Raw genomic sequence first — 26212 nt, 5'->3', positions numbered from 1 at the left:
GGGTGCTATGTTTTGCAGCACAGCGTGAATCCTTGCGGCATATGCGCCACAGGTCGAAAGGCAGGTCGGAGGCGGAATCCGGCTTACGCCGGCTTGCCGCGGGCCAGGATGAGCTTCTGCTTCAGGTCGTGCTGGGCAAAGGGTTTCTGAAGCACGGGTCGATCGCGGAAGGCGTCGCGGATGCCGGCGCTGCCATAGCCGGTGGAGAAGACGAAGGGAACGGAGCGCTGGGCCAAGGCCTCGGCGACGGGGTATATCGGCTCGCCGGCCACGTTCACGTCGAGAATGGCGAGGTCCAACTGCTCGCGCGCCACCGCCTCGAGGGCCGCCGAGAGGCGGGCCGCCGGACCGACCACTTCGCAGCCGAAATCGAGGAGCATGTCCTCGAGCAGCAGGGAAATCGCCGCTTCATCTTCCACTACGAGAATACGCAAGCCGCTGAGATCGCCGTCGCTGGTCACGCTTTCAGTCACCGTTTTTCTTTCTTTCAGTCAGCGCGTCGGAAGGTGGCCATTCCGGGCCGGACGGCTGCCTTGCGAGGCTTCGGAGAGGGCCGAGAATCAGAAATTCTTAGCACTCTCAACTCTCTATCGCAAAGCCGGCCGGACCCCAATGGAAATCCCCGACACGCCCTTAAGAAGTTGATCTTACGAGGGAAGCCTCCGCTTGCCTAGATCCTGAGAAGCTTGGCATTGCGCGATGGAAATATGGTGAAGGTCGGGCTTTCCAAGGGTCTTCCGCGCTTCTTCGTCTTAGGTATGATTCGGGCTAGCTCCTGGGCGGCAGCCTTGAAAATCCAGGCCGAGGTTGCCGTTCCATGGCGGATCATGTTTTTCTCCCCTCCTCCTTCCCATTCGTCGCGCGGGCCGCAGGGCCGGTCCGGAACGAGCCCATGCCCAGCCAAGATTCCAAAAAGCCGATCCTCATCGTCCTCCACCAGGAGCACTCGACTCCCGGCCGGGTCGGGCGCCTGCTGGCGGAACGGGGCCACCGCCTCGACATCCGCCGCCCGCGCCTGGGCGATCCCCTGCCTGAAACCCTGGAAGCTCACGCGGGTTCGGTGATCTTCGGCGGGCCGATGAGCGCCAACGACCCGGACGATTTCATCAGGGCCGAAATCGACTGGATCGAGGTGCCGCTCAAGGAGAGAAAGCCTTTCCTCGGCCTCTGCCTCGGGGCCCAGATGCTGGCGAAGCACTTGGGGGCACGGGTCTGGCCGCATCCCGAGGGACGGGCGGAAATCGGCTATTATCCCCTGGTTCCGACCGCCTCCGGCGCAGTTCTGAGCGACAAATGGGGCGTGCCCTGGCCGACCCATGTCTATCACTGGCACCGGGAGGGCTTCGATTGTCCCTCGGGTGCGGAGACGCTCGTGACGGGGGACGATTTCCCGACCCAGGCGATCCGCGTAGGGGAGGCGGCCTTCGGGCTCCAGTTCCACCCGGAGGTTACCCACGCCATGCTGTGCCGCTGGACCGTGGTCGCCGAGGAGCGCCTGTCGATGCCGGGGGCCCAGGACCGCATCCGGCAGATCGAGGGACGCTTCCAGTACGATCCGCATGTCCGGCTCTGGCTCGACCGGTTCCTGGATCACTGGCTCGACGAGCCGCAACCGTAGAGCCCTGCGCCGGACGGAGCCTCAGGTCGCATCGAACTCGAAGGGCGAGACGCCGCGCTTCATCTCGTCGACCACGAGGGCATGCATGAGCGGCGGCGCGGCGCGCTGGGGGCAGGCGACGCGTTCGCACAGGCGGCAATTGATGCCGATGGGTGTGGGGTCGGGAGCGGCGAGATCGTAGCCTCGGGCATAGACCAGGCGATTGGCGTATTTCAGCTCGCACCCCAAACCCACCACGAATTGCGGATCGGGCGCGCCCCAGGGCGCGAAGGCGCGCTTGACCGCGCGGGCGACGGAGAACCAGCGCGAGCCGTCCGGCAACTCGATGATCTGCGTCACCACCTGGCCCGGAGTCCGGAAGGTGGAGTGCAGGTTCCACAAGGGGCAGGTGCCGCCGAACTGCGAGAACGGGAAGCGGCCGGAGGAGAAGCGCTTCGAGACGTTGCCTGCGGAATCCGCCCGCACCAGGAAGAAGGGAATGCCGCGCGCACCCGGGCGGGCAAGGGTCGTGAGCCGGTGCGCCACCTGCTCGAAACTCGCGCCGAAGCGGGAGCCCAGGACCTCCACGTCGTAGCCCAGCGCCTCCGCTGCCGCATGGAACTTGCCGTAGGGCATCATGAGGGCCCCGGCGAAATAATTGCCGAAGGAGACCCGCAGCAGCCGCCGCGCCGGCCCGTCGGTCGGCTCGAGGCGCGCCGCGAGGGCGTCGATGGTGTCCCGCATCTCGGCGAAGGCCAACTGGTAGGCGGCCTGGAACGTTCTTCCGGAAGGCTCCACCATTTCCGAGATCAGGAGCTGCCGGCGGTGATGGTCGTAGCGGCGCAGCGAATCCGACATCACGTCGATCGGCATGATCCGCACCCGGATGCCGTGCTTCGCATGCAGGCGCTCGGATATGGCGAAGAAGGGCTCGTGCCCGGTGAGGCTCAGGTCCGAGGCGAGGTTCTCGGCGGCCTCGTCCAGCTCCGGGAAATGGTTCTTGGCCTCGTGGATCAGGTCCCTGACCCGGTCGACCGGGTTGACCTGCGGCGCGTCCTCCGCCCGGTCGCGGTCGTTGAGGCTCGGCGTCATGGCCTCGCTCGCCCCGCGCATAGCGAGATAGGCGCGGTAGAGTCGGTTGACGGCATCCACGACGCTGGGGGCGCTCTCGATGGTCTCGCGCAGCTCCAGCCGCGAGACCGGCGCATTGCGAAAGAGCGGATCGGCAAAAACCTCCTCCAGCTCGGAGACGGCGCGCTCGTCGTCGTCGTTTGCGAACTCGCGCGGGTCGAGGGAGTAGGCGTGGGCGAGGCGGATGAGGACCTGCGCCGTGATGGGGCGCTGGTTGCGCTCCATGAGGTTGAGATAGCTGGCTGAGAGCCCGAGCTCCTCCGCCATGCGGGCCTGACTCAGATTCCGCTCCCGCCGCAGGCGCTTGAGGCGGGGGCCGACGAAGAGTTTTCTGCTCTCATCCATATGTGAATAACTTTACAGATTTTCAGAACGATTTCGGTCGAGCATTTACACGCCGACCTTTCTTTCTGATTTCTTCGTTGAAACAAAGCCTTCTTCGGTAGTTACTACAGTCAAAAGCTTCGCTGTCGACATCGATAATGTGGCCGGGCAGCAAGGTTTGTCAACGACTGTAAACCTTATGATGAGGGTTAAGGAGATCGCCATGCAAAACGGACGTTTCTGGGTGGTCGGCGGCGAGTACACCTCCTGCGACTGCGAAACCATTGTCCAGGGAACCGAGCGGGTGATCGGCCCCTTCGAGAGCCGCACGGAGGCCGAGCGCACCTGGCGCATCCTGTCCGAGGATCACCGGCCGCAGGCTCAGGTGCGCTTCACCATCGCCCAGGAGCCTCCGGCGGTCCTGAGCGCCTGACGTCCGCACCGGCGAATAGTTGCGCCGCCCGGCGTGACCGGGCGGCGGATCCGCATGGTCGCATACGATCTTTTTATTCCCTGCTCACAGGACTATGCAGGCCCCCCCTCTGCCTAAAGGCTTCGCGTGACCTAAAACATCACAGGCTGCCTGCCGTCATTCGAGGGGGATCATCATGAAAGCCATCCTGAAACCGTTCGCCGTTGCGCTGGCCCTCGGCCTCGCGGGCCTGACCGCCGCCAATGCGGATGTCGTCGTTTCGTCCAAGATCGATACGGAAGGCTCGGTGCTGGGCAACATCATCCTCCTGATGCTGGACGCCAACGGCATCAAGACGCAGGACCGTATCCAGCTCGGCGCAACCCCCGTGGTCCGCAAGGCGATCACCGCCGGCGAGGTCGATATCTACCCGGAATATACCGGCAATGCGGGCTTCTTCTTCAACAAGGCGGACGATCCGCTCTGGAAGGACGCCGCCAAGGGCTATGAGACCGCCAAGCAGCTCGATTACGACGCCAACAAGATCGTCTGGCTCGATCCCGCGCCGGCCAACAACACCTGGGCCATCGCCCTTCGCAAGGACGTGGCCGAGGCCAACAAGCTGAAGACGCTGTCCGATTTCGGCAAATGGGTGTCCGACGGAGGCAAGGTCGTGCTGGCGGCCTCCGCCGAGTTCGTGAATTCGGAAGCGGCCCTGCCTGCCTTCCAGAAGGCCTATGGTTTCCAGATGAAGCCGGAGCAGCTCATCGTGCTCTCCGGCGGCGACACGGCGGCCACCATCAAGGCGGCGGCCGAGCAGACCAATGGCGCGAACGCCGCCATGGTCTACGGCACTGACGGCGGCATCGCGCCGTCGGGCCTCGTGGTGCTGGAGGACGATAAGAGCGTGCAGCCGGTCTATGCGCCAGCCCCCATCGTTCGCGAGGAGGCGCTGAAGGAGAATCCGAAAATCGGGGAGATCCTTGAGCCCGTCTTCGCTTCCCTCGATCTCTCCACCCTCCAGAACCTCAACGCTCGCGTCCAGGTCGGAGGAGAGGCGGCGAAAGCCGTCGCGGCGGATTACCTGAAGTCCAAAGGTTTCCTGAAGTAGGCGATTGACAGCTGGAAGCAGGCGCCGTGTTGCGGGACAGAAGTCTGGCAGGCCGTGAATACGCTTTCCTCCTCACCGAGTGCGCTCGGCATGCGTCCCCTGCGCTCCGGCCTCCCGCTTGACCCGCTCGGGAGCGTGATCGCCATTCTCATCGGCGTTGCGCTCCTCGCTGCGCCCTTCGTGACCTATCGGGCCAACCGCATCGTCTCGGGCGAAGGTCGCATGCTCGCCGAGGCGCTGCCCGTCCTTGTCGCCGCCGCCGTCTTTGCCGTGGCGTTCGGCGCCGGGCTCGCAGCGGCGCTGATCCGCAATCCCCTGGCGCGTCTCGCCGCCGCCCTCGTCGGGCTTGCGGCGATATTCCCGGCGGTGGGCCTCTCGGCTGTTTTCCTCACGCCGTCGGGCAACAGCTTCGCGCGCATCTCCCCCTCGGTCGGCTTCTGGCTGCTCACCCTGTCCTTTGCACTGCTCGCCGCGGACTCGCTGACCCGGCTGCGCCTCGGGCCCTGGGCGCGGCTTGCAGCGCTGGCGACAGCATTCGGGGCTGTAGCATTGCTGCTCCTCTCTGGCGCCTGGGACGGGCTCTCCATCCTCAAGGAATATGCGACCCGCTCCGACAGCTTCTGGCGGGAGGCGCGCCAGCACCTGTTCCTGGCGCTGGGCTCGCTCGCGGCGGCCTGTCTCGTCGGGCTTCCCCTCGGAATGCTCTGCCATCGCGTGCGAGCCTTACGGGCTGGAATCCTGCAGGCGCTCAACGTGATCCAGACGATCCCGAGCATCGCCCTTTTCGGGCTGCTCATGGTGCCCCTCGGCACCCTGGCGGCGGCCTCTCCCCTGGCGGCGGGTCTCGGGATCCGCGGCATCGGCGCCGCTCCCGCTCTTCTGGCCCTGTTCCTCTACTCCCTGCTTCCCATCGTCGCCAATACGGTCCTCGGCCTGAACCAGGTTCCCGCCGTAGTCGTCGATGCCGCGCGTGGCATGGGATTGTCCGCGCGCCAGCGCCTCGTCCAGATCGAGATTCCCTTGAGCCTTCCCATCATCCTGGCCGGCATTCGCATCGTGCTCGTCCAGAATCTGGGGCTCGCCACGGTGGCGGCGCTCATCGGGGGAGGAGGCTTCGGCACCTTCGTCTTCCAGGGCATCGGCCAGAGCGCCATCGACCTTGTTCTCCTCGGCGCCATTCCAACGGTGGCCCTGTCGTTCGCGGCCGCCATCATTCTCGATGCGGCCACCGAGCTGGCGAAAGGCTCCGCATGATCGAGATCGAGCACCTCACGAGGCGCTACGGATCGACGGTCGTCGTCGACGACGTGTCGCTGCGCGTGGAGGAGGGCGCTATCGCCGTGGTGGTCGGGACCTCCGGCGCGGGAAAGTCCACGCTGCTGCGCATGATCAATCGGCTGGTGGAGCCGAGCGCAGGCCGTGTGCTCATCGATGGGCAGGATACGCGCACGGTGCCGGAGGACGAACTCCGACACCGCATCGGCTACGTCATCCAGGGCTACGGGCTCTTCCCCCATCGCACGGTGGCCGAGAACATCGCCACCGTGCCGCGCCTTCTCGGTTGGGGTTCGAAGCGGATCGCCGCCCGCGTCAATGAACTGCTCGACCTGTTCCAGCTCGACCCCGCCGAGTTCGCGAGAAAGTTTCCGCACCAATTGTCGGGCGGCCAGCAGCAGCGGGTGGGCGTCGCGCGGGCGCTCGCGGCGCGGCCTGCGCTACTGCTGATGGATGAGCCCTTCGGAGCGCTCGACGCGGTGATCCGGGCCAAGGCCCAGGAGGATCTCCTGGCGATCCAGCGCCGGCTCGGCACCACGATCGTTCTCGTGACCCACGACATGAATGAGGCCTTCCAGCTCGGCGACAGGATCGCCGTCATGGACCAGGCGCGGCTCCTGCAATACGCCACGCCCACAGAACTGCTGACGCGCCCGGCGGAGGACTTCGTCGAGCGCCTCGTGGGAACCGTGGAGCGGCCCTTCCGCCTGCTGTCGCTGACCGGCGTGCAGGCGGCCCTCGAGCCCGGCGGTGCGGAAGGCGAGCCCATCGCCTTGTCGGACAATCTCCAGAATGCCCTGTCCCAGCTGGTCTGGTCGGGCCGCGAGTCCCTGCCGGTTGCGGACCCGAACGGCGTCATTGTCGGCCGGATCAGCGTCGGCGGGATTCTCGCCCATGGACGCCCGCCGGCATGAGCGCGTTCTCGATCCTCACGCGCGGCCTGGCGCTATTCATGCTCGCGGTCTTCATCTTCGCGCCGCAGCTCTTCGCCTTCGCCTTCGAGCCACTGACGGCGAACAACGCACCGGCGATCTACAACCAGGGCAGCCTTCTGTCGCTGACCCTCTCGCATCTGCGGATCGTCGTCGGCGCAACCCTCGCCAGCACCGTGGTTGCGGTGGCGCTCGGCATTTTCGTCACGCGGCCCGCGGGACTCGATTTCCTTCCGCTCTCGCGCAGCCTCGTCAATGTCGGCCAGACCTTTCCGCCCATCGCGGTGCTCGCCATCGCGGTTCCCCTCGTCGGCTTCGGGGAGAAGCCCACCTTCATCGCGCTTTTCCTCTATGGGCTGCTGCCGATCTTCGAGAACACCCTGAGCGGTCTCACCCAGGTCTCGCCGCTGACGCTGGAGGCTGCGAAGGGCATGGGCATGAGCCCGCGCCAGCGGCTTTTTCAGATCGAGCTGCCGCTCGCCCTGCCGGTGATCCTCACCGGCATCCGCCTTTCCGTCATCATCAGCCTCGGCACGGCGACCATCGGCTCCACGGTGGCCGCCAAGGGGCTCGGCGAGGTCATCATCGCCGGGCTGCAGTCGAACAATGTCGCCTTCATTCTCCAGGGCGGGCTGGTGGTTGCGCTTCTCGCCGTTCTGATCCACGACGGGCTCTCGGTGGCCGAACGGGCCGTCGCCAGAAGGCTTGGCCGTCCTGCGGATGAAACGACATGACCCTGCTCGAGCGGCTGAAAATCGAGACGAGAGCCGCCCATGACCGGATCGAGGTCGCCATGGACCTCGACCGCCGGACCGCCTCGCGGGACAGTTACAGAGATCTTCTGATCCGCTTCTACGGCTTTCACGCGGCCTGGGAGGAGGCTGCCGCCCTCCGCGCGCCCGACCGCGCCTTCTTCGGGAGCCGCCGCAAGGCCGGGCTCCTGGCCAAAGATCTCAAGGCATTGGGAATGAAATCGGAAGAGATCATCGGATTGCCACGATGTCATCCTTTGATGCCTTTGCCTGCACCCGCTGCTACGCTCGGGAGCATGTATGTCGTCGAGGGCTCGACCCTCGGGGGCGCGATCATCGCGCGGGACGTGGAACGCAGGCTCGGCCTGACGCCCGAGACGGGCTGCGCCTATTTTCGAAGCTACGGGCGGGAGACCGCCCTGATGTGGAAATCGTTCGGCGCTGGGCTCCTGGCCGCGTCGTCGCCGGAGGTGGACGATCTGGTCGTCGAAGCCGCCAAAAGGACATTCGACGTGATGCACGACTGGATCTGCAGGACCCCATGAACGTCCAAACGCCACAGGATCTCGACCTGACCGCCTGCGAGCGGGAGCCGATCCATATTCCCGGCAGCATTCAGCCGCACGGGATCCTGCTGGCCGTCAGGCTCTCCGACATGAGCCTGTCCTATGTCAGCGCCAATGCGGCTTGCGTCTTCGGTTGCGATGCAGCTTCCCTGCTCGAGCGCCCGTTTCGCGAGGTTTTGCCCGATTTTGCCGGAGAGCTCGAGGCGGAGCTGGCAGATTCTCCCGTCGACGGCTCCCGCTTCATCCGGACCTTCCGCATGGAGGTTGCGGGCGCCGTCCGGTCCTACGATGCCGTGCTCTCCCGCTCCGGCGACCACGCGGTTCTCGAACTGGAGGAGGTGCCGCCCGGTGCGGTCGCGAGCCTCGACACGCTCTATCCGGTCCTGCGCCGCTCCGTGGAGCAGCTTCAGGGCGCTTCCACTGTCGATACGCTCTGCCGGCTGGCCGCCGAGGATGTCCGTCGTCTCACCGGCTTCGACCGGGTTCTGATCTATCGCTTCGATCCCCAGTGGAACGGCACCGTCACTGCGGAGGACCGCAACGAGAATTTGCCGTCCTATCTCGACCTGCGCTTTCCCGCCTCCGACATCCCGGCCCAGGCGCGGGAGCTCTACCGCCGCAACCGGCTGCGGATCATTTCCGACGCCAATTACACGCCGGTCCCCATCCAATCGCACGATCCCGCGCCTCTGGACCTGAGCGACTCTGTGCTGCGCAGCGTTTCGCCGGTGCATCTGGAATACATGCGCAACATGGGGACGCTCGCCTCCATGTCGATCTCGATCCTGCGCGACGGTGCGCTCTGGGGGCTGATCTCCTGCCATAGCAAGGAGCCCAAGCGCATTCCGCTGCAGGTGCGCAATGCCTGCGATTTCCTCACCCAGATCTTCTCCCTGCAGCTCGAGGCGCGCGGGAGCACGGAGCTGGCAGAGGACCGCGTTCGCCTCGGAGCCGTGCAGGCGAAACTCCTCGCTCATATGGCGGCGGAGGAATCCTTCATCGACGGCCTCGTAAAGCATCCCGACGACCTGATGCTTCTCGCCGGAGCCCAGGGCGCGGCCGTGGTGTCCGGAAACCACTGCTGGTGTCTGGGCCAGACGCCCGGCGAGGAGGGTGTGAAGGCGCTCTTCGCCTGGCTGTCGGAACACCACCAGGAGGATGTCTTCGCCACCGACCATCTCGCCGGCGCTTTCCCGGAGGCTGAAGGCTATGTGGACAGGGCGAGCGGGCTTCTCTCCATCTCGATCTCGAAGATGCATGCGAGCTACGTTCTCTGGTTCCGGCCCGAGGTGGTGCAGACCGTCAAATGGGGCGGTGATCCGAACAAGCCCGTGAGCGAGGAGGCGGGTGTGAAGCGGCTCCACCCTCGCCGCTCCTTCGAGACCTGGAAGGAGATCGTGCGCGGCCACTCGCTGCCTTGGGATCAGAGCGAGATCGAGGCGGTGAAGGAACTCCGGAACACGGTGGTCGGAATCGTGCTGCGCCGGGCCGAGGAACTCGCCTCGCTTACCGACGAGCTTCGCCGCTCCAACAAGGAGCTGGAGGCCTTCTCCCATTCGGTGTCGCACGACCTGCGTGCGCCCTTCCGGCATATCGTCGGCTACTCGGAGCTGTTGAAGAAGCAGGAAGCAAGCAGCCTGTCCGAAAAGGGGCGGCGTTATGTCGATACGATCATCGATTCGGCCTACACGGCGGGGACCCTCGTCGACAACCTGCTCAACTTCTCGCAGATGGGCCGCACGGCGCTCAAGCCCCGGCATCTGGATCTGATGCCGATGGTGGAGGAGATCCGTCAGCGGCTCTTGATGGAGATCGGCGAGCGCCGGGTCGAGTGGCAGGTGGCGGACCTGCCCGAAGTCTTTGCGGATCCGGCGATGATCCGCCTCGTCTTCGAAAACCTCATGAGCAATGCGGTCAAATATACCCGCCCCAGGTCCGTGGCCCACATCGAGATCGGCTCCTGTCGGGACGGTCACGAGACCGTTTTTTTCGTGCGGGATAATGGCGTCGGCTTCGATATGCGGTATGTGAACAAGCTGTTCGGCGTGTTCCAGCGCCTGCACCGGATCGAGGAGTTCGAGGGAACCGGAATCGGGCTGGCCAATGTGCGCCGCATCGTTGAAAGGCATGGGGGGCGCAGCTGGGCCGAAGGCGCGCTCGATCAGGGCGCAACCTTCTACGTCTCCCTGCCGAACCCTGAAGGAGCGGCGTGAATGCGGGAGTTGAAGCCCATTCTTCTGGTTGAGGACAACCCGAAGGATATCGAACTGACGCTGGCCGCCCTGGAGCAGAGCCAGCTCGCCAACGAGGTCGTGGTCGTTCGCGACGGCGCGGAAGCGCTGGACTTTCTCTACCGCCGCGGCGAGCACGAGAGCCGCAACACCAGCGACCCCGCCGTGGTCCTCCTCGACCTCAAGCTACCGAAGGTCGACGGTCTCGAGGTGCTGGAGACAGTCAAGGCCGATCCGCGCCTGAAGCATACGCCCGTCGTCATGCTCACCTCCTCGCGGGAGGAGAGCGATCTCGTGCGAAGCTATGAACTCGGGGTCAACGCCTTCGTGGTGAAGCCGGTCGGCTTCCGCGAATTCTTCGACGCCATTCAGGATCTCGGCGTATTCTGGGCCATCCTCAACGAGCCGCCGCCGGTGCACAACGGCCGTACGGAGGATTGATGGACCGGCAGACCGCTTCCCACCCTGCCCGCGTGCTGCGCGTCCTCCTCCTGGAGGACAGCGCGCTCGATGCCGAGCTGGTGATGGAGGCCCTGGCCGAGGCCGGTTTGGACGTGACGGTGGAGCGCGTGGTCTCGGCAGGCGAATTCACTCAAGCCGTTCAGGATGGAACATGGGATCTCATCCTGGCGGATTACCGTCTGCCGGCCTTCGACGGCCTGAGCGCGCTCGAGATCGTGCGCGACAAGGCTCCCGGAACGCCCTTCGTGTTCGTCTCCGGTGCCCTGGGCGAGGAAGTTGCCGTCGAATCGCTCAAGCGCGGCGCGACCGATTATGTCCTGAAGGACAGGCTGGAGCGGCTGCCCTCCATCGTTCTGCGCGCGCTCGCCGAAGCGCGTGAGCGAGCGGAGAGGCGCAGCGCACAGGATGCGCTTCATCGCCTCCTGGAGGAGCGTACCGCCCTGCTGCACGAACTGGATCACCGGGTGAAGAACAACCTGCAGCTTCTCCTCTCCCTGACCGGGATCGAGGCGCGGCAATCCGAGAGCGAAGAGGTTCGCCTCGTCCTCGGGCGCATGAGGGAGCGCCTGCAGGCTCTCGCGGCGGCTCACCGGGATCTTTATGACGGGCAAGGTTCGACCCGCTTCGATGCGGCGAGCTTCGCCCGCAATCTCTGCGAGGAGCTGACGGCTGTTCCGGGCGTCAACATCGCGCCTGAGTTCGAGATCGAGGACCTGGAGGTGGAGGCTGCCAAGGCGGCGCCCATGGCGCTCCTGTTCAACGAGATCCTGGTCAACGCCATCACCCATGCCTACCGGCAGCGTCACGGAAAGCTGAAGCTCACGATGGGGCTTCGCAACGGTTCACTGCTGTTCCAGGTTTCCGACGACGGCTTCAGCCCGGAGGAAAGGCAGGCTGCCAAGGACAGCGCATCCGGGTCCATTCTGAAGGCTCTCGCCCGCCAGCTCGATGCCGCTATCGACTGGCCGCATGAGGATCCGAAGACGCTCGTGCGTGTCACCATGCCCGTTCAGGAGCTTCGCTAGATGACGATCATGGCCGAAGCCGCGCGCACAGCCGGACAACCGGCTGACAAGCCTCCGGGCAAGACCCGGACCTCGCTGCGGCAGGTGCTGTGGGGTCTGGTCCTCGTGCTTGCCCTGCCGACTGTTCTCGTGGCGGCCGGAGGACTCTATTCGAGCTACCGGGCCGAGCAGGAGGCCATCGATCTGCGCATGCAGGATACAGCGCGCGCGCTGAGTCTGTTGCTGGACCGCGAAATCGAAAAATCGGTGCTGGCGCTGCGGATCCTGGGGCAGTCCCAACCTCTCGCCGAGGGCGATTACGAGGCCTTCTACCGGCGGGCGGCTGCGGCCAACCTCGCGGATTCCTCATGGATCGCCCTGTTCGAGCCCGATGGCCGGACCATCTTCAACACGCGCGTGCCCTATGGCGTGAGGCTGCCCGAGACACGCCGGCCCGAGGTGCTGCGGCAGGTCCGGGAGACCCGTACTCCGCATGTGTCGGATCTCTATGTCGGCTCCCTGACGGGACAGCGGCTGATCACGATCGACGCTCCCGTCATTCTCGACGAGACAGTGGCCTATATCCTTTCGCTGGCATTCAGCCCCGATGTTTTCCAGAGCATCATCCGCGATCAGCGGATTGCCATGGGCTGGAATGCCGCGGTGCTCGACCGGAGCAGACAGATCGTCGCCCGCTCCCGGTCGCCGGAGCGATACGTTGGCCAGATGGCGAGCTCCAACATCCAGGAAGCGCTCGCTTCCTCTCCTGAGGGGCACCTGCGGAGTGTGACGCTCGACGGCATTCCCGTTCGCACCTATTTCAGCCAGTCGCCGACCTATGGCTGGACCTTCGTCATCAGTATCCCTGAAGCAGAGCTGGCCCAATCGGCCCAACGCTCCCTGTTCTGGCTCATGATTGTGGTCGGGGTCATCGCCAGCGTTTTGGTCATGGCTTGGCTCCTTTCGCGTGCGATCGCCAGGCCGGTCGACCAGCTCGTCACGGCCGCCCAGTCCCTCGGCCGCGGGGAAGAGGTCGCGGGACCCGCCACCACCCGCGTTCTGGAATTCGACTCGATCAAGAAGGCCCTTGTGGAGGCTGGCACGAGCGTCCGCAAGCATGAGCAGGAACGGGAGGCCACGCTTGCCCAGATCGCCGAGAGCGAGGCACGCCTGCGCATGGCGCTCGATGCGGGTAGCCTCGGGAGCTGGGAGTATACGCCCTCGACCGGAATCTATACGAGCTCGCCTACCTGTCGCACCAATTACGGACGCAGTCCCGACGAGCCTCTCACCTATGAGAAGCTGGTAGACGCCATCCATCCGGACGACAGGCAGAGGCAGGCGGATGCCTTCGCCAGGGCCATGGCGGACCGGACCGACCTGCACCTGGAATACCGCATCACCTGGCCGGACCAGAGCGAGCACTGGATCCGCGTCAGGGGGCGCACGCGCATCGGGTGCGACGGTCAGCTATCCCTCGTAGGAGTGTCGCAGAACATCACGGAGCGCAAGCTGGCGGAAGAACGTCAGGCGCTGCTGCTCCACGAGCTCAACCACCGCGTCAAGAATACGCTCGCCACGGTGCAGTCCGTGGCCTCTCTGACCCGGCGTTCGGCCGATAAGGGCGGTCCGGACGCGTGGGACGCTTTCCTCGGGCGCATCCAGGGGCTGGCGAAGACCCACGATCTCCTCACCGCCACCCACTGGACGGGCGCATCCCTGGAGGACGTGCTCAAGAACGAACTCGATCCTTATCAGGATCCCTTGCGCCAGCGCATCCGCCTGCGCGGGCCGAGAGTCAACCTCCAGCCGAGCGCCGTGCTGGCCCTGGGTCTCGCGATTCACGAACTGGCCACCAACGCCAACAAGTACGGGAGCCTCTCGGTCTCGGAGGGACGCGTCAGCGTAATGTGGGCCGTGACAACGGGATCGAATCCGCCGACGCTGCTGGTGGAATGGGTCGAAAGCGGAGGCCCGCACGTGAAGCCGCCGGAACGTCAGGGCTTCGGAACGAAACTCATTCAGCGCGGATTGGCGCAACAGCTCGGTGGCGAGATCAAGCTCGATTTCGCCCCTGCCGGAATTCGGTGCGTCATTTCCTTCCCGCTCAAGAGCGTGGCCGTCGATCTGGACGAGGCAGGCGACGAAGAGGAACGCTACGCATCATGAGACCGGCTCCGCCCGAGGCGGAGCCGGGAGAGGGTATGGATCTAAGACGGCTTAGGACTGCCCATATTCGACGAGAGGTTCGTCATAGATCGCGGTGCGCAGAGCGCCGTCGCCGCGCACTACGCCGCGATACATACCCGAGCAGTTGAAGGGCAGCGACACGTTGCCCGCACGATCCACAGCGATGATGCCGCCCGAACCTCCGGCAGGAGCCAGCATGTCCATGACCACGGCTCGCGAGGCCTCTTCCAGGGACTGGCCTGCATAGCGCATGCGCGATGCGATCTCGTGGCCCGCTGCATAGCGGATGAAGATCTCCCCGTGGCCTGTCCCCGAGACGGCGCAGGTCTCGTCATCCGCCCAGGTGCCCGCGCCGATGACGGGACTGTCGCCGACGCGCCCCGGCATCTTCGCGGTCATGCCGCCGGTGGAGGTCGCAGCCGCGAGATGCCCGTTCCGGTCGCGCGCAACGGCCCCGACCGTGCCATGTTTGCGGGATTCGTCCTGATCCTCCGCGCCGCTGCGGCGCATGGCGAGGGTGTCCTGCAGGGCCTGCCAGCGCTGCTCCGTATGGAAATAGGAGGGCTCCTCGAAGGCGATGCCGTGCTCGCGGCAGAAAGCCATAGCGCTCTCGCCGATGAGCAGCACAGGGCCTGAATGCTCCATCACCGCACGCGCCGCGAGGATGGGATTGCGCGGACCGCAGATGCCGGCCACTGCGCCCGCCGCCCGGTCACGGCCGTTCATGACCGCCGCATCCATCTCCTGCTTGCCGGCGGACGTATAGACCGCCCCGCGTCCCGCATTGAAAAGAGGCTCGTCCTCCAGCACCATCACGGCGGCGGTCACGGCATCGAGCGCAGCGCCGCCATCGGCGAGCACCGCACGGCCCGCATCGAGGGCGCGCCGCAGGCCGGCATGGTAGGCGGCCTCGCGCTCCGGGGTCATCCTGCTGCGCAGGATCGTGCCCGCGCCTCCATGGATGGCGAGAGCGAAATCGGAATCGGATGCTGTGGTCATGGGAATCACGATCGGGTTGTCGGGAGGTTTTTCAGGGCGTCCGTCAGGCCAGGACGGTGATGACCGTCACGGCCGGTCATGGAGCCCGCCGCTACCAGGGCGTCGAGAACGGCTTCCTGCGTCGTGTCAGCCATGGCCTCGAACAGGATGTCGATGCGGTTCTCGTTGAGGAGGCGCTGTTCTACCAGCGCCGCACCCTCGTCATGGCCGATGATGTTAGCGGTGGTGAAGCCGAGTGCGATATCGCCGCTGCCATGGCCCCAGAAGGAGCCGAGCCGGGCAAGGCCGACGCCCGAGCGGCGGATGATGCGCTTGAGCTGCCGGTCGCTCAAGGGGATATCCGTGGCGGCGACGATGATGATCGAGCCTTTCTCCGCGGCCTTGGCATCCGGCTGCGCTATGGCGGGCGCGACGGTTCGACCGTCGGGAAGGCGCAGGTCTCCGGGCCGGCCGAAATTGGACAGAACGAGCACGCCGAAATGGTAGCTCCTGTCATCGAGATCGATCCGGCGCGAGGTCGTGCCGATACCGCCCTTGAAACCGAAGGTGCTCATGCCGCAGCCTGCGCCGACCGCACCCACATCGACGTAGGCGGAGGCCTCCGCGAGGGCAGCGCGCGCATCCGCCTCCGTCACGGCGAGAGCCTGGATGTCGTTGAGATAGCCGTCGTTGCATTCGAACACGACCGGGTTCACCGTCGCCGTCTCGCGGCCGATATCCGGATTATGCTCGATGGCATGGCGCACCAGGGCCGTGCAGCAGGCGCCGACCGAAAGCGTGTTGGTGAGAAGAATGGGCGTTTCGATGGCCCCCAGTTCCTCGACTTGCACGAGGCCGGCACTCTTGCCGAAGCCGTTCAGCACATGCACGGCAGCGACAGGCTTCTCGCGGTAGAGATTGCCGCCATGGGGCACGATGGCCGTGACTCCGGTGCGGATATCGCCGTGATTCAGCGTCCGGTGTCCGACATGGACTCCCGGAACATCCGCGATGCTGTTGAGCGGGCCTGCCGGCAGGCTGCCGCAGACAAGGCCTACATCCCGCGCGCGAAGCCCGGTGCCCATCAGGGGCATTCCGCCTTCACGAAAGCCGCGATCTCCGCATGGGTCGCGATCCATACATCCGAACGCCGGCTGATCTCCTCCAGGAGCTTCTCGAGGATCCAGATGCGGGAGCGGTAGCCGGTCACATGCGGGTGCATGGTCAGCAGGAACAGCCCACCCTCCTCGTAGGCCCGCTCGAATTCGCGGAAGAAGATGTCATAGACGGCGGTGGGCGGCGTATGCGGGCGCAGACCGTTGAAGCGATGCATGTTGAAATAGACCGCATCGTCGCGGATCCATTCCACCGGCAACTCCACGATCCCGGTGGGCTCGCCTTGCTCCAGAAGTTCGTAAGGATCGTCGTCGGCCATGAGCGAGGAATCGTAGAGCAGGCCGAGTTCGCGCTCGATGCGCAGCGTCGTCGGGCTGAAATCCCAGGACGGCGTGCGCAGGCCGACGGGACGCGTGCCTGTGATGCGCTCGAGGGTATCGGCCGCGCGGAACATCAGGTCGCGCTCGATCTCATAGGGAAGCTGGCTGTTGAGTTCGTGAATCCAGCCATGGATGCCGATCTCGTGGCCTTCCGCCACCACGCGACGCTGCTCGTCCTCGTAGAGGAGGGCCGCGACCGCGGGCACGAAGAAGGTGGCTTTCGCGTCGTATTTGGCGAGGGCATTCAGGATGCGCGGCACGCCCTGCCGGTTGCCGTACTGGCCCTGGGACATGCGGCCGATGGACTTGCCGCCGTCGCGCAGTTCGTTGGTCTCGTGGTCCGAGTCGAAGGACAGGGCCACGGCGCAGCGTGCGCCGTTCTTCCACTTGGCCGGCTTCATGGAGCGTCCGGCGCGGACATGATCCACCTTGCTGCGCCAGGTCTCCTCGCTCCAGCTCCACGGCTGCATGCCGAGATCGTCCATGGGCGTTTCCTTCCGTTCTGATTCAGGAGCGTCCGCCGTCGACCGAGATGATCTGCCCGGAAACCCAGGAAGCCGCATCGGAGGCGAGGAACAGGACGGTGTTGGCGATATCCTCAGGGTGGCCGAGACGGCGCGTGTGGATGCTCTCCACCAGACGCGCCTGACCCTCGGGTCCGTAGCTCTCCCACTGGCGCTGGGTCGCAGGGTTCGACAGGACGAAACCGGGGGCGACGCTGTTGACCGTCACGCCGTGGGGCCCAAGCTCGAAGCTCAACTGCTTCGTCAGGCCCACCAGCGCGTGCTTCGAGGCCGTATAGGCCTGGATGCCGGTCAGGCTCGGGCGCAGGCCCGCGCCTGAGGAAATGTTGACGATGCGCCCGAACTTCTGGCGCTTCATGTGCGGTGCAACGGATTGCGAACAATAGAACGCGCCGTGCACATTGGCCTCGAAGAGAACGAGCCAGTCCTGCTCGCTCACCTCCTCGACGGGCTTCGCCACCTGACCGCGCACGCCGCCGGCGCAATTGACCAGGATGTCGATGCCCCCGAGAGAGCCTGCCATCTCCTCCATGACGCGGGCGACGGCTGCGCGGTCCGCCAGGTCGAGGGTGCGCGTGGCGCGGGCGCCGCTCTCTGCGGCGATGCGGAGTCCCGCTTCGTCCAGGTCGAGCGCCCAGACATCGGCTCCCTCGGCTGCCAGCGATTGCACGATCTGACGTCCGATGCCCTGCGCCGCTCCCGTGACGACGGCGCGCTTCTTGGTGAAATCGAGCTTCATGATGCAAGCAGTTCGTCGAGAGTGGACCAGGATTGTTCGCGCCGCCCGTCCTCGATGTCGTGGATCAGGCTGACCAGCTTCTTGATGGTGGGTGTCGGAATGCCTGCCTCGTCGCCGAGGGTGGCGATGATGGCGATCTGGGCATCCACTTCGGTCTTACGCTTGCGCACGGCAAGGTCGCGCCAGATGCCCGAATGGGTCTTGGCCGTGTGCCGGTTGAACTCCGCCATGTCGGCGACGGAGCGACGGGCGGCCGCTTCATCCGCTCCCGGCATGAAGGCGTCCGGATCGAAGCCGTTGAAGCCGAGAGGCTTGACGCCCCGGGCCTTGGCGACCGCCATCACCTCCTGCCCGAGGCGGTGATAGACCGGGAAGTGGCGCTCGGAGGCGAGGTTCTCGGACATGGAGGCGTTCGTCAGGGCGGTGGCGAAGAGCAGGGAGCCGTAGCCGAGCTTGCCCCAGAGATAGCCCCAGATGTTGTCGGTGAGCACGGCCTGCGGCTCGAAGATCGAGAGCAGGCGGTGATAGTCGCGCACCGCATCGCTGGTCTTGCCGTCGAGGCCGCCGACGGCGACCGCGGCCCGGTTGCCGAAGAGGATGCGTCCCGGCTCCAGCCAGTCCGCGCCGAAATTGACGAAGCAGCCGATCGTCCGCTCCGCTCCGATCTCCTCGGCGATGACGATCTCGTTGAGGCCGTTCTGTGCCGACAGCACAGTCCCGTCATCGGCGAGGTGAGGCCTCAGGGCGCGCACGGCGTCACGCGTGTGGTGCGCCTTCACGGCGAGAATGATGCGCTTGAACTGTCCCTTCACGTCGGAGGGCAAGGCTGCGCGCACAGGCTGGCGGAAGGTCTCGACAGGACCTTCGATGGACAGGCCGTCCCCGTTCATGGCCTCCACATGCGGCTCGACGATGTCGACGAGGAGCACATCCTCGCCCGCGCGGGCGAGATAGGCGCCGAGGGTGCCGCCAATGGCGCCGGCGCCCCAGATCAGGATTGTGTTCTCGCTCATTTACCAGGTCTCGATCAGGGCGCGGGTTTCGGCGATGGCGACGGACCATATGGCGTTCATGTCCTCGTCCGAGCGCTGGTAGCGGCCGCCGAAATTGCCGTCGCCGAGGATCTCGCGCACGCCTTCGGGGCCGAAGGTGCGCATGCGGTCGAGATCGGCCATCGGCTTCTGGTGCTCGGGCTGCGCGACGCCGGGCAGGCGCGTCCAGGGGAAGTTCTCCATCCAGGAGGCATGGGAAGCGACCGGATCGATCTCCTTCACCTTCTCGAAGGTCTTGGGCGCATTCCACCAGTTGTGGAATTTCACGCGGCAATCCGGATTCGCGCCCATCCACTCGATGGCGGCCGTGTGGCCCGGCGTGTTGCCGCCATGGCCATTGACGAAGAGGATGCGGCGGAAGCCCGTGCGCTTCAGGGAATCGAGAATGTCGGTGACGATGCGAAGGTAAGTTTCGGCCTTCAGGGAGACAGTACCCGGATAGGCCATGAAATAGGGCGTGATGCCATAGGCCTGAACGGGGAAGACCGGCACGTTCAGGGGCTCGGCCGCTTCCAGCGCGACGCGCTCGGCGAGAATGCTGTCGACGGAGAGACTGAGGTAAGCGTGCTGCTCCGTGCAGCCGAGCGGCACGACGGCGCGATCATCCGCCTTCAGGTACTCTTCGACCTGAAGCCAGTTCATCTCACTGATTTTCATGAAGGTCTTCCTCTTGGGTCTCACTTGACGAGCGCAGACGCTCGAGAACAGGCAAAAGCGTGGCGCGGATCCAATGGGGATCCGGCATGTAGCGGAACTCGATGGCCTCGCGGCCCGGCGGCAGGAGCCGCTTCACGGTCGCCTCTGCGCCGCTGGCATAGATCGCCACATCAACACCTTCCAGGAACGCGGCGAGATCGGGAGCGGTGATGAGGCGCACTTCCACATCAGAGACATGAGGCGCGAAACGGAGTACGCCCGGCTTCATCAGGGCCGTGAACTCGGGGAAGATGGACACGATGCCGATGCGGGCCATCGGGTCGATCATCGCAAAGCGCGCGCGTGTCTCCTCGGCGGGAATGAAGTTCAGGCCCACCACCGGGATGCCGCTGGGCACGAGATGCTCGACCTCGCTTCGCCGGTGGGCGAGGGTGATGCAGACGTCGCAGGGCTGCGGAAAGGTCTCGCCGGCATGCAGGGCGTCGATGGTCGTCACCAGGATGCCGTCGCTCGGGCCGATGAATTCCTGGATTCGGTTGGCGTATTGCTGCGTGATCTCGACGAAGTGGCCGACCAGCACCAGGCGAAGAGGACGGGTCGATGTGCGACCGCGCGCGGCGCGCGCATTGACGAGGGACGAGACGACGGAGGGCGCCAGCCCCAGCTCCTCGGCCTCGTTGAAGAGCAATTCGATGCGGCGCTGGATCTTGCGGATCGCCGCCGAGCGCAGGCCGTCGCTGTTGTGCCCGTCGCCCACATAGGTCCCGGCGCCGGGCTTCGCCTCGATGAGGCCCGCCTCGCGCAGTTCCCGGTAAACCGTCGCGACGGTCATGTGCGCGACGCCGGCCCGCTCCGCCAATTCGCGAACGGAGGGGAGACGCTGTCCGGGCGGCAGCTCTCCGAGCCCGATGCCGAACTCGATCAACCCGCGCAGCTGAATGCCCAGCGGAACCGGCAGTGTGCGGTCGAGCGCGCCGGCGAGGCTGGCCAGGATCCGCTCCTCCGCGCTCTGTTCTGCTTCAACATAACAGATGCTCAGCGAAGCGTCAGATGATGGTTGCGATTTAGGCACGAGCTTGTTGACTTTTGGGAATCGGCTGACTTACCGTTCTATTCGATAAGAACACCTTGTACGAAAAGACAGGTCCTTAGCAAGAGGGGAAGTGACGTGAAACAAAATTTCAAGCTTGGCGGTGCCCTCGTGGCGGCGCTCCTTCTCGGCACCACGCTTGGCGGCGCCGTTTCCGCGCAGACGCTGACCATGGGTCTGCGCGCCGGTCCTGATTCCATCGATCCGCACTGGTCGACGCTGGGCAGCCAGGCCGAGGCTCTGCGCCATATCTTCGATACGCTCGTCATGTCCGACGAGAACCTCCAGCTGAAGCCGGGTCTTGCCACCTCATGGAAGCCGATCGACGATACCACCTGGGAGTTCAAGATCCGCGAGGGCGTGAAATTCCATGACGGGTCCGAGCTGACGGCCGAGGACGTGAAGTTCTCCATCGACCGCATCCCGGTCGTCACCGGCCCGATGAGCATGACGATCTACACGAAGCAGGTCGAGTCGACGAGCGTCGCCGACAAGTACACCCTGCACGTGAAGACGAAGAAGCCTGCGCCGACCCTGCCGAACGACTTCATCCGCCTCTTCGTCGTGTCGAAGGACATCGGCATGGATGCGCGCAACGAGCAGTTCAATTCCGGCAAGGCCGCCATCGGCACCGGTCCCTACAAGTTCGTGTCCTGGGAACCGAAGGGCGATCTCGTTCTCGAGCGCAACGACAACTACTGGGGCGGCAAGCAGCCGTGGGAGAAGGTGATCCGCAAGGAGATCCCGAACGATCCGGCGCGTATGGCGGCCCTGAAATCCGGACAGGTCGACCTCGTCAACTACGTTCCCGCCACCGACTACGCCGCGATGCAGAGGGACAAGTCGGTCGACACTTTCGTCGCCGACTCGGTCTACTTCCTGAACATCACGCCGAACGTGAAGGAAACCCTGCCCAAAAAGGTGAAGGTCGACGGCAAGGAAATCGACGCAAACCCGCTGCGCGATCCCCGCGTGCGTGAGGCGCTCGACCTCGCCATCGACCGCAAGACGCTGGTGCGCGTCGTGCTCGAAGGCTTGGGCCGTCCCGCCAACCAGCTGATGCCGGCGAGCTTCTTCGGCGGCAACAAGAACCTGCCGGAGCGTCCCTACGACATCGCCAAGGCGAAGAAGCTTCTGGCCGATGCCGGCTACCCGAAAGGCTTCGAGATCGACTTCCACTGCACCAACAACCGCCTGCCGGGCGATTCGGCGGTGTGCGAGGCGCTCGGTCAGATGTGGGCCCGCGCGGGTCTCAAGGTGAACGCTAATGCGCTGAACGGGACGGTCTTCTTCCCGGCCCAGCAGAAGGGCGAGTTCTCCATGTGGATGAGCGGCTGGGGCACGCTGACGGGCGAGGCGAGCTATACCTACGGCTCGCTGGTGCATACGGCGGATCCGGAAATCGGCCTAGGCGCGTTCAACAAGCAGGGCTACTCCAATCCTGAAGTCGACAAGCTGCTTCAGGAAGGCGCCCGCACCATGGACGACGCCAAGCGCCGGGCCCTCTTCGAGAAGGCCACGGAAGTGTCCATGAACGACCGCGCCCTCATTCCGACGGTCCAGATCCAGACGGTTTGGGCGGCGAAGAAGGACTTGCTCACCGTCCCGGCCCGCGTGGACCAGGAGACCCTGGCCTACGAGATCAAGCCGAAGAAGTAATCTTGACTTCGACCGGCCGGAATCGTCCGGCCGGTCGCTTCTCCTACGCGCTCCGGCCTCCTCCGGCTCGGGGTCGCTCCGGGCTTCCAGTTTTTCAGATCTGTTCCCTCAGGCGGTCCTTCATCCAGGTCGCCTGAAGGCGTTTCAAAACCATGCATGAGACAGCATGATCGGTTTTCTTATCCAGCGCATCCTTCAGGCGCTCATGGTCGTCATCGCGATGTCGGTGATCGTGTTTCTGGGCGTCTACGCCATCGGAAACCCGATCGACGTCATGATCGACCCTGCTTCGGATCAGGCCCTGCGTGAATCGCTGATCCAGCGCTACGGTTTCGACCGTCCGCTCTACGAGCAGTATTTCATCTTCATGAACAACATGCTGCACGGTGATCTGGGCGAGTCCTTCATCTACCGGCTGCCTGTGCTCGAGCTGATCCTCTCGCGACTGCCCGCGACGCTGGAGCTCGCATTGACGGCGATGATGATCGCCACCTGCCTGGGAATTCCGCTCGGGCTCTGGGCCGGCTACAAGCCGGATTCCCTTTCCGCAAAGGCCATTATGGGCTTTTCGGTGCTCGGCTTCTCCGTGCCGACCTTCTGGGTCGGCCTGCTGCTCATCATGGCGTTTGCCGTCGAACTCGGCTGGCTGCCCTCGGGCGGGCGAGGACCGACCACGGAAGTGCTGGGCATGCAGCTCTCCATCACCTCGCTCGAAGGCTGGAGCTACATCATTCTTCCTGCCTTCAACCTCGCCCTGTTCAAGCTCGGCCTCCTGATTCGCCTCACCCGCGCCGGAACGATCGAGGTCATGAGTTCGGACTTCGTGCGTTTCGCGCGCGCCCAAGGACTGTCCGAGGGCAAGGTCGTCGGCCTGCATGTTCTGAAGAACATCTCGATCCCGATCGTCACCGTCTTCGGCCTTGAGCTCGGATCGACGCTCGCCTTCGCGGTCGTCACCGAGACCGTGTTCAACTGGCCCGGCATGGGCAAGCTCATCATCGATTCCATCACCGTGCTCGACCGGCCCGTGATGGTCGCCTACCTCATCCTGGTGGTGTTCCTGTTCGTCATCATCAATCTGGTCGTCGACCTGATCTACGGGCAGCTCGATCCCCGCATCCGCGTGAAGGCCGCATCATGAGCACAGCATCCGTCACTGCGGCTCCCGCCGAGACCCGCCTGCACCGGCTTGCGAATTTCTGGGCCGACTTCAGGCAGAGCCCGGTCGCCGTCGCGGCCCTCGCCGTCATCGTCGTCATCGTTCTCATGGCGGTGTTCGCGCCGCTCGTCGCGCCGCAGGATCCCTACAACCAGGAGACCCTCGACCTGTTCGACGCCCGGCTCGAGCCCGGCGAGATCGGTTCCGGCGGCTATGTCCACTGGATCGGCACCGATGCGGCCGGTCGCGACGTCTTCTCCGCCATTCTCTACGGGCTGCGCACGAGCCTGATCGTCGGCGTCATGGCCGGCGCGCTGGCCCTCGTGCTCGGCGCCAGCGTCGGCCTAGTCGCCGCCTATTACGGCGGACGCGTCGAGGCGCTCATCATGCGCGTCATCGACCTCCAGCTCTCGCTGCCCGCCATCCTGTTGGCGCTGGTGCTGGTGGCGATGCTGGGACAGGGCCTGCCCCAGCTCATCGCGGCGCTGGTGGCTGCGCAATATGCGTATTTCGCCCGCACGACCCACGGCGCGGCGAGCGCGGAGCGGCGCAAGGATTATATCGAGGCCGCGCTTTCGACTCCCTTGCCCGCACGACAGGTGCTGTTCCGCCATCTCCTGCCGAATGCCCTGCCGCCGCTGATCGTCGTGGCGACGGTGCAGGTCGCCAATTCCATCGCGCTGGAGGCGACCCTCTCCTTCCTGGGCCTCGGCCTGCCGCTGACGCAGCCCTCTCTAGGATCGCTGATCTCCAACGGCTTCCAGTTCCTGCTCTCGGGCCGCTACTGGATCTCGATCTATCCCGGCATCGCCCTGATGCTGACTGTCGTCGCCATCAATCTCGTGGGCGATCAGGTCCGCAACGTTCTGAATCCGAGGCGCAGCCGATGAGTGAAGCCGTTCTTCGTGTCAAAGACCTCCGCACGCAGTTCAAGACGCGGGCGGGCGTCCTCAAGGCCGTCGACGGCGTCAGCTTCGAGGTCGGCCGCGGCCGCATCCTCGGGCTCGTCGGCGAATCCGGTTCCGGCAAGAGCGTTACCGGCTACTCGATCCTGGGCCTCATCGAGCCTCCCGGAGAGATCGCGGGCGGCGAGGTTCTGCTGAACGGGCAGGATCTCACGCGCCTCAAGAGCGAGGCCATGCGCAAGATCCGCGGCGCGCAGATCGCCATGGTCTTCCAGGACCCGATGATGACCCTGAACCCGGTCCTCAAGATCGGGACGCAGATGATCGCCGCCGTGCGCGCCCACGACAGGGTGTCCCGCAAGGTGGCCCGCGGCCGCGCCCGTGACGCGCTCGCCAAGGTCGGCATCCCGAGCCCGGAGGAGCGTCTCGACTCCTATCCGCATCAGCTCTCCGGCGGCATGCGCCAGCGCGTGGCGATCGCCATCGCGCTCCTGCACAACCCGGCGGTGATCCTCGCCGACGAGCCGACGACGGCGCTCGACGTTTCGATCCAGGGGCAGATCCTCGCCGAGGTGCGCCGGCTCGCGGACGAGACCGGCACGGCCTTCGTCTGGGTCACGCACGACCTTGCGGTGGTGTCGAGCCTCGCCGACGATATCTGCGTCATGTACGCCGGCCGCGTCGTCGAGACGGGGCCTGCGGCGGATGTGATCGCCTCGCCGCGTCATCCCTACACGGCGGGGCTTCTCGCCTCCGTTCCGGCCGAGCATGAGCCCGGCACCCGGCTTCCGCAGGTGCCGGGCTCGACGCCGTCGCTCGCCAACCTTCCTCCCGGCTGCGCCTTCGCGCCCCGCTGCGCCAAGGCCGGCCCCGCCTGCACCACCACGCCGCCCGTCCAGCATTTCGAGGACGGACGCACCGCCCTCTGCAATTACCCGATCGAGCCCGTTTCATGTCAGCCGCTCTCCTCGACATCGACCACGTATCGAAGCGCTTCGTAAAGCATCCGAACCTCGGGGAGCGCATCGCGAGCCTCGTCGGAGCCGGCCGCAAGGCGGAGGTCGTGCGCGCGGTGACGGATGTCAGCCTCACCGTGCAGAAGGGCGAGGTCGTCGGCCTCGTCGGCGAATCCGGCTGCGGCAAGTCCACCCTCGGGCGTATCGTGGCGGGCATCTACACGCCCAGCGACGGCAGGATCCTGTTCGGCAATGCGCCGGTCGCGAAGGAGCAGGGGCGTCGCACGCAGAAGCTCACCACCCGCGTGCAGATGGTCCACCAGGACCCCTTCGCCAGCCTCAATCCGCGCATTCGCATCGGCGATACGGTGGCGGAAGGGCCGGTCACGCATCGCATCGTGAAGGCGCGCGAGGCCGATTCTTACGTGGCGGACATCCTGGGTCGCGTCGGCCTCGATCCCAGCTACCGCAGGCGCTTTCCGCACCAGTTCTCGGGCGGACAGCGGCAGCGCATCGCCATCGCCCGCGCGCTCGCCATGAAGCCCGACCTTCTGGTGCTCGACGAACCGGTCGCATCCCTCGACGTGTCAATCCAGGCGCAGGTGCTGAACCTGTTCATGGATCTGCGTCAGGACCTCGACCTGACGGCGATCTTCATCAGCCACGATCTCGGCGTGGTGCGGCATGTCTCCGACCGGGTCGCCATCATGTATCTCGGCCGCATCGTCGAGCTCGCCCCCACTGCGGAGCTCTATGCCGCGCCGAACCACCCCTATACGCGCGCGCTCTTCGAAAGTGTTCCCCGCGTCGGCGTGGGGCGCAAGGATTTCCGCCCGATTGCCGGCGAGATACCATCGCCCCTCAATCCGCCGAGCGGATGCCACTTCCATCCGCGATGCCCCTTCACTGGCCCGCGCTGCAAGCGTGAGGCGCCGGCTCTCGCGCCCATCGGTCCCGGCCGTTCCTCGGCCTGCCACCTCAACACCGGCGGAACCGCCTGACGTCAGAGA

At 65.4% G+C, this 26212-nt stretch carries 25 protein-coding genes; 16 read left to right on the top strand and 9 right to left on the bottom strand.

Annotated elements, in window-relative coordinates:
* Positions 1 to 83: 83 nt before the first annotated feature.
* On the bottom strand, positions 84 to 473 hold the full coding sequence (locus LG661_RS03430) for a response regulator (RefSeq protein WP_230530468.1): 390 nt from the start codon (positions 471 to 473) through the stop codon (positions 84 to 86).
* Positions 474 to 892: 419 nt separating this feature from the next.
* On the opposite strand from LG661_RS03430, the gene LG661_RS03425 reads away from it, so the two are divergent.
* A complete protein-coding gene (locus LG661_RS03425) occupies positions 893 to 1618 on the top strand; it encodes a glutamine amidotransferase (RefSeq protein WP_230530467.1) in 726 nt (241 codons plus the stop codon).
* A 21-nt stretch (positions 1619 to 1639) separates the two neighbouring features.
* Here the strand turns inward: LG661_RS03425 and LG661_RS03420 are convergent, their stop codons facing one another.
* On the bottom strand, positions 1640 to 3073 hold the full coding sequence (locus tag LG661_RS03420; RefSeq protein WP_230530466.1) for a helix-turn-helix domain-containing protein: 1434 nt from the start codon (positions 3071 to 3073) through the stop codon (positions 1640 to 1642).
* A 202-nt stretch (positions 3074 to 3275) separates the two neighbouring features.
* Between LG661_RS03420 and LG661_RS03415 the strand changes: the two genes are divergently transcribed.
* The 10 genes from LG661_RS03415 to LG661_RS03370 all read left to right on the top strand — a co-directional run bounded on the left by LG661_RS03415 (position 3276) and on the right by LG661_RS03370 (position 13966).
* Positions 3276 to 3485 carry a DUF4170 domain-containing protein gene (locus LG661_RS03415; protein WP_230530465.1) on the top strand — a complete coding sequence of 70 codons (210 nt, stop codon included), beginning with the start codon at positions 3276 to 3278 and terminating at the stop codon, positions 3483 to 3485.
* A 175-nt stretch (positions 3486 to 3660) separates the two neighbouring features.
* On the top strand, positions 3661 to 4575 hold the full coding sequence (gene osmF / locus LG661_RS03410; RefSeq protein ID WP_230530464.1) for a glycine betaine ABC transporter substrate-binding protein OsmF: 915 nt from the start codon (positions 3661 to 3663) through the stop codon (positions 4573 to 4575).
* 90 nt (positions 4576 to 4665) lie between these two features.
* Entirely contained in the window at positions 4666 to 5829 is a 1164-nt protein-coding gene (locus LG661_RS03405) for an ABC transporter permease (protein ID WP_230530568.1), read from the top strand.
* Positions 5826 to 6764, top strand: a complete 939-nt coding sequence (locus LG661_RS03400; RefSeq protein ID WP_230530463.1) for an ABC transporter ATP-binding protein — start codon at positions 5826 to 5828, stop codon at positions 6762 to 6764. Before LG661_RS03405 ends, LG661_RS03400 begins: the two co-directional genes overlap by 4 nt.
* Complete coding sequence (locus LG661_RS03395) at positions 6761 to 7516, top strand: ABC transporter permease (protein ID WP_230530462.1); 756 nt, start codon at positions 6761 to 6763, stop codon at positions 7514 to 7516. Before LG661_RS03400 ends, LG661_RS03395 begins: the two co-directional genes overlap by 4 nt.
* Entirely contained in the window at positions 7513 to 8079 is a 567-nt protein-coding gene (locus LG661_RS03390; protein WP_230530461.1) for a biliverdin-producing heme oxygenase, read from the top strand. The genes LG661_RS03395 and LG661_RS03390 overlap by 4 nt, the downstream gene beginning before the upstream one ends.
* Positions 8076 to 10313 carry an ATP-binding protein gene (locus tag LG661_RS03385; RefSeq protein ID WP_230530460.1) on the top strand — a complete coding sequence of 746 codons (2238 nt, stop codon included), beginning with the start codon at positions 8076 to 8078 and terminating at the stop codon, positions 10311 to 10313. Before LG661_RS03390 ends, LG661_RS03385 begins: the two co-directional genes overlap by 4 nt.
* Entirely contained in the window at positions 10314 to 10772 is a 459-nt protein-coding gene (locus LG661_RS03380) for a response regulator (RefSeq protein WP_230530459.1), read from the top strand.
* Entirely contained in the window at positions 10772 to 11818 is a 1047-nt protein-coding gene (locus tag LG661_RS03375) for a sensor histidine kinase (RefSeq protein ID WP_230530458.1), read from the top strand. The genes LG661_RS03380 and LG661_RS03375 overlap by 1 nt, the downstream gene beginning before the upstream one ends.
* Entirely contained in the window at positions 11819 to 13966 is a 2148-nt protein-coding gene (locus LG661_RS03370) for a sensor histidine kinase (protein WP_230530457.1), read from the top strand.
* Between the two features lie 51 nt (positions 13967 to 14017).
* On the opposite strand, the gene LG661_RS03365 is transcribed toward LG661_RS03370, so the two are convergent.
* From LG661_RS03365 to LG661_RS03335, 7 genes are read right to left on the bottom strand one after another with little or no spacing between them, the layout of a single operon-like run.
* The gene (locus tag LG661_RS03365; protein WP_230530456.1) at positions 14018 to 14986 is read right to left on the bottom strand and encodes an isoaspartyl peptidase/L-asparaginase family protein; all 969 of its coding nucleotides are present in this window, start codon (positions 14984 to 14986) and stop codon (positions 14018 to 14020) included.
* 5 nt (positions 14987 to 14991) lie between these two features.
* Complete coding sequence (locus LG661_RS03360; protein ID WP_407666635.1) at positions 14992 to 16050, bottom strand: DmpA family aminopeptidase; 1059 nt, start codon at positions 16048 to 16050, stop codon at positions 14992 to 14994.
* A complete protein-coding gene (locus LG661_RS03355) occupies positions 16050 to 16946 on the bottom strand; it encodes a polysaccharide deacetylase family protein (protein WP_230530454.1) in 897 nt (298 codons plus the stop codon). The genes LG661_RS03360 and LG661_RS03355 overlap by 1 nt, the downstream gene beginning before the upstream one ends.
* Positions 16947 to 16968: 22 nt before the next feature.
* The gene (locus LG661_RS03350) at positions 16969 to 17724 is read right to left on the bottom strand and encodes an SDR family NAD(P)-dependent oxidoreductase (RefSeq protein WP_230530453.1); all 756 of its coding nucleotides are present in this window, start codon (positions 17722 to 17724) and stop codon (positions 16969 to 16971) included.
* Positions 17721 to 18737, bottom strand: coding sequence for a ketopantoate reductase family protein (locus LG661_RS03345; protein ID WP_230530452.1), 1017 nt, complete (start codon positions 18735 to 18737; stop codon positions 17721 to 17723). Before LG661_RS03345 ends, LG661_RS03350 begins: the two co-directional genes overlap by 4 nt.
* Complete coding sequence (locus LG661_RS03340; RefSeq protein WP_230530451.1) at positions 18738 to 19433, bottom strand: creatininase family protein; 696 nt, start codon at positions 19431 to 19433, stop codon at positions 18738 to 18740.
* Positions 19420 to 20505 (bottom strand): GntR family transcriptional regulator, encoded by a 1086-nt coding sequence (locus LG661_RS03335; protein WP_230530450.1) that lies wholly within the window; start codon positions 20503 to 20505, stop codon positions 19420 to 19422. Before LG661_RS03335 ends, LG661_RS03340 begins: the two co-directional genes overlap by 14 nt.
* A 96-nt stretch (positions 20506 to 20601) precedes the next feature.
* On the opposite strand from LG661_RS03335, the gene LG661_RS03330 reads away from it, so the two are divergent.
* The 5 genes from LG661_RS03330 to LG661_RS03310 all read left to right on the top strand — a co-directional run bounded on the left by LG661_RS03330 (position 20602) and on the right by LG661_RS03310 (position 26203).
* On the top strand, positions 20602 to 22182 hold the full coding sequence (locus LG661_RS03330; protein WP_230530449.1) for an ABC transporter substrate-binding protein: 1581 nt from the start codon (positions 20602 to 20604) through the stop codon (positions 22180 to 22182).
* Between the two features lie 166 nt (positions 22183 to 22348).
* On the top strand, positions 22349 to 23323 hold the full coding sequence (locus LG661_RS03325; protein ID WP_230530448.1) for an ABC transporter permease: 975 nt from the start codon (positions 22349 to 22351) through the stop codon (positions 23321 to 23323).
* Entirely contained in the window at positions 23320 to 24231 is a 912-nt protein-coding gene (locus LG661_RS03320; RefSeq protein ID WP_230530447.1) for an ABC transporter permease, read from the top strand. Before LG661_RS03325 ends, LG661_RS03320 begins: the two co-directional genes overlap by 4 nt.
* A complete protein-coding gene (locus tag LG661_RS03315; protein WP_230530446.1) occupies positions 24228 to 25247 on the top strand; it encodes an ABC transporter ATP-binding protein in 1020 nt (339 codons plus the stop codon). Before LG661_RS03320 ends, LG661_RS03315 begins: the two co-directional genes overlap by 4 nt.
* On the top strand, positions 25199 to 26203 hold the full coding sequence (locus tag LG661_RS03310; protein WP_230530445.1) for an ABC transporter ATP-binding protein: 1005 nt from the start codon (positions 25199 to 25201) through the stop codon (positions 26201 to 26203). The genes LG661_RS03315 and LG661_RS03310 overlap by 49 nt, the downstream gene beginning before the upstream one ends.
* Positions 26204 to 26212 lie beyond the last annotated feature (9 nt).

The sequence above is a fragment of the Microvirga roseola genome, from assembly GCF_020866965.1.
GTDB lineage: Bacteria > Pseudomonadota > Alphaproteobacteria > Rhizobiales > Beijerinckiaceae > Microvirga > Microvirga roseola.
The sequence above is the reverse complement of the archived record's forward strand: the minus strand, read 5'-3'. Positions and strand labels throughout refer to the sequence as shown.

Bases quoted from the DNA above. Each gene is read 5' to 3' on its own strand.
- LG661_RS03355 (WP_230530454.1), bottom strand. From the start codon at position 16,946: ATGGACGATCTCGGCATGCAGCCGTGGAGCTGGAGCGAGGAGACCTGG.
- LG661_RS03365 (WP_230530456.1), bottom strand. From the start codon at position 14,986: ATGACCACAGCATCCGATTCCGATTTCGCTCTCGCCATCCATGGAGGC.
- LG661_RS03315 (WP_230530446.1), top strand. From the start codon at position 24,228: ATGAGTGAAGCCGTTCTTCGTGTCAAAGACCTCCGCACGCAGTTCAAG.
- LG661_RS03380 (WP_230530459.1), top strand. From the start codon at position 10,314: ATGCGGGAGTTGAAGCCCATTCTTCTGGTTGAGGACAACCCGAAGGAT.
- LG661_RS03415 (WP_230530465.1), top strand. From the start codon at position 3,276: ATGCAAAACGGACGTTTCTGGGTGGTCGGCGGCGAGTACACCTCCTGC.
- LG661_RS03400 (WP_230530463.1), top strand. From the start codon at position 5,826: ATGATCGAGATCGAGCACCTCACGAGGCGCTACGGATCGACGGTCGTC.
- LG661_RS03385 (WP_230530460.1), top strand. From the start codon at position 8,076: ATGAACGTCCAAACGCCACAGGATCTCGACCTGACCGCCTGCGAGCGG.
- LG661_RS03320 (WP_230530447.1), top strand. From the start codon at position 23,320: ATGAGCACAGCATCCGTCACTGCGGCTCCCGCCGAGACCCGCCTGCAC.
- LG661_RS03425 (WP_230530467.1), top strand. From the start codon at position 893: ATGCCCAGCCAAGATTCCAAAAAGCCGATCCTCATCGTCCTCCACCAG.
- LG661_RS03325 (WP_230530448.1), top strand. From the start codon at position 22,349: ATGATCGGTTTTCTTATCCAGCGCATCCTTCAGGCGCTCATGGTCGTC.
- osmF (WP_230530464.1), top strand. From the start codon at position 3,661: ATGAAAGCCATCCTGAAACCGTTCGCCGTTGCGCTGGCCCTCGGCCTC.
- LG661_RS03360 (WP_407666635.1), bottom strand. From the start codon at position 16,050: ATGGGCACCGGGCTTCGCGCGCGGGATGTAGGCCTTGTCTGCGGCAGC.
- LG661_RS03310 (WP_230530445.1), top strand. From the start codon at position 25,199: ATGTCAGCCGCTCTCCTCGACATCGACCACGTATCGAAGCGCTTCGTA.
- LG661_RS03375 (WP_230530458.1), top strand. From the start codon at position 10,772: ATGGACCGGCAGACCGCTTCCCACCCTGCCCGCGTGCTGCGCGTCCTC.
- LG661_RS03345 (WP_230530452.1), bottom strand. From the start codon at position 18,737: ATGAGCGAGAACACAATCCTGATCTGGGGCGCCGGCGCCATTGGCGGC.
- LG661_RS03395 (WP_230530462.1), top strand. From the start codon at position 6,761: ATGAGCGCGTTCTCGATCCTCACGCGCGGCCTGGCGCTATTCATGCTC.
- LG661_RS03390 (WP_230530461.1), top strand. From the start codon at position 7,513: ATGACCCTGCTCGAGCGGCTGAAAATCGAGACGAGAGCCGCCCATGAC.
- LG661_RS03405 (WP_230530568.1), top strand. From the start codon at position 4,666: ATGCGTCCCCTGCGCTCCGGCCTCCCGCTTGACCCGCTCGGGAGCGTG.
- LG661_RS03420 (WP_230530466.1), bottom strand. From the start codon at position 3,073: ATGGATGAGAGCAGAAAACTCTTCGTCGGCCCCCGCCTCAAGCGCCTG.
- LG661_RS03350 (WP_230530453.1), bottom strand. From the start codon at position 17,724: ATGAAGCTCGATTTCACCAAGAAGCGCGCCGTCGTCACGGGAGCGGCG.
- LG661_RS03370 (WP_230530457.1), top strand. From the start codon at position 11,819: ATGACGATCATGGCCGAAGCCGCGCGCACAGCCGGACAACCGGCTGAC.
- LG661_RS03340 (WP_230530451.1), bottom strand. From the start codon at position 19,433: ATGAAAATCAGTGAGATGAACTGGCTTCAGGTCGAAGAGTACCTGAAG.